This window comes from Pantoea sp. YR525, from assembly GCF_900116775.1.
Taxonomy (GTDB): domain Bacteria; phylum Pseudomonadota; class Gammaproteobacteria; order Enterobacterales; family Enterobacteriaceae; genus Pantoea; species Pantoea symbiotica.
Genome location: NZ_FPBU01000025.1, coordinates 1 through 2,066 on the forward strand (window position 1 = coordinate 1; position 2,066 = coordinate 2,066).

The 2,066-nt window shown below is 53.2% G+C and carries 2 protein-coding genes; one reads left to right on the forward strand and one right to left on the reverse strand.

Annotation, left to right across the window (positions count from 1 at the left end):
* Positions 1-77: 77 nt before the first annotated feature.
* A complete protein-coding gene (locus tag BM323_RS24180; protein WP_008106182.1) occupies positions 78-1,475 on the forward strand; it encodes an ISNCY family transposase in 1,398 nt (465 codons plus the stop codon).
* Here the strand turns inward: BM323_RS24180 and BM323_RS24185 are convergent.
* Positions 1,472-1,915, reverse strand: coding sequence for an NUDIX hydrolase (locus BM323_RS24185; protein ID WP_008106180.1), 444 nt, complete (start codon positions 1,913-1,915; stop codon positions 1,472-1,474). The genes BM323_RS24180 and BM323_RS24185 overlap by 4 nt on opposite strands.
* Positions 1,916-2,066: the final 151 nt, after the last annotated feature.

A 2,066-nucleotide genomic window follows, 5' to 3' on the forward strand; every position in this document is an offset into this window, starting at 1 on the left:
TGAGGAGGCAAAGTAGTAATGTCCGCTTTGAGCTAAGCTGACATGGCCGCTTCGGGTGACCTGCTGAGGAACCTGTTATGGCGGCTTCTGGTGTGGAGTTTTTCACGATGAACGAAGTTAACCGGCTTAAAGTCATTCAGGACGTTGTCGACCGGCGTCTGACAACACATCTCGCTGCTGAACGTCTCGGCATTTCCGACAGACAGTGTCGTCGTCTGCTCCAGCGCTATCGCATCGAAGGCCCGCTGGGCATGGCTGACCGGCGGCGCGGCAAGCCCAGCAACTATCAGCTTCCCGAAGGCCTTGCCGAACGCGCCATTCAGATCATCCGTGAGAGATACCCGGACTTTGGTCCCACGCTCGCCTGCGAGAAGCTGGCCGAGTTGCACGGCGTGATGCTGTCTAAAGAGACCGTACGCAAGCTGATGATGCTGGCTGGTTTCTGGATCCCCCGCAGGCATCGCGCTTCCAGGATCCAGCAGCCTCGTTACCGCCGCGCCTGTGTCGGCGAACTGATTCAGATCGACGGCTGCGACCATCGCTGGTTTGAGGAACGTGGTCCGGCCTGCACGCTGCTGGTTTACGTGGATGACGCAACCAGCCGCCTGATGCAGCTTCATTTCGTCCGATCCGAGTCTACTTTCACCTATTTTCAAGCCACGCGCGGTTATCTTGAGCTGTACGGCAAGCCGCTGGCGTTTTACAGCGACAAAGCCAGCGTGTTCCGCATCAACAATAAAAATGCGGCCGGAGGCGACGGCCAGACGCAGTTCGGGCGCGCGCTGAACGAGCTGAACATCACCGGCATCTGCGCCAATACCAGTTCTGCCAAGGGGCGCGTGGAACGTGCGCACCTGACGTTGCAGGACCGGCTGGTCAAGGAGCTCAGGCTGCGTGGTATCAGTACGCCTGACGCTGCCAACGCCTTTGCCGCTGAGTTTATGGCGGACTACAACCGGCGTTTCGCGAAGGCACCAAGGCATGACTTTGACGTGCACCGTCCGCTCGATGCTGACGACAACCTGAACCAGATATTTACCTGGCGCGAACCGCGCAAGGTTTCGAAAGCGCTGACGGTCCGCTACGATAAAATGCTGTTGCTGCTTGAGGATAACGATGACAGCCGCCGCGCGATGGGTAAATATCTGGATGCCTGGCAGTACCCGGACGGCCGCGTTGAACTCAGGAGTCACGGTACGGTTCTTCCCTACTCTGCCTACGACCGGCTGTCTGAAGTTGACCAGGGTGCGATCGTTGACAATAAACGGCTTGGTCACGCGCTGGCAGTTGCGAAGTTAATGCAGGACAAGCGTGATAATACGCGCTCACAGGCGCTTCCGGCTGGGACCGGACCAAGCCGCAGGAGTGCGAAGAAAGATCCTGCTAAAAAGCGGCAACGTGCGGTCAATGAGGATGATTTACTGGAGGCGCTGAATGATTTACAGGCGCGAAGTCAGGAGATATTTGGTAATTAATCCGGTATTGAGCAGATATCAGGAATATTTGAGGGATAAACAACGTCGTCTGTATTTCGGAGTTCATTAAGATCCCACCAGTGATAACTATTAATGACTGATTTTTCATTTTCAGTCCATCCGCTGGTACTGATATCTTCATCGCCTATTTTAATTAAATAAAATCGTTCATGTGCCAGAACCACCTCACCGCTGGGCAGAGTCATTTCAAAGGTTCTATCCGTTAACGACTGGCCTACATCATTAACATAAACGCCTGTTTCTTCTCTAAGTTCCCGGATGGCTGCCTGCTCAAAAGTCTCTTCTGATTCCAGGCCTCCACCGGGAGTTGCCCAGTATACTTTGCCTGCCAGCGCATCCTTCTCATGCCTGAACCTGAATAATAAGACCTGATTGAGGGAGTTCATAATAAGCAAACGTGCAGAATTACGGGTACGCACTGGATAATTCCTTTTTCATTTCCAATGCAGGTCAGCATAGCTGATTTTGAGGATAAAAATAAAACAGAGCCGAAGTTAAATCATATGTTATTACAGAATATCGGACATCTCAGGTTTGCCTGAACCCGGTCACTTCTACTTGGCTTTGACA

Excerpts from the sequence above, each read along its gene's own strand:
- BM323_RS24180 (WP_008106182.1), top strand. The coding sequence starts at position 78 with ATGGCGGCTTCTGGTGTGGAGTTTTTCACGATGAACGAAGTTAACCGG.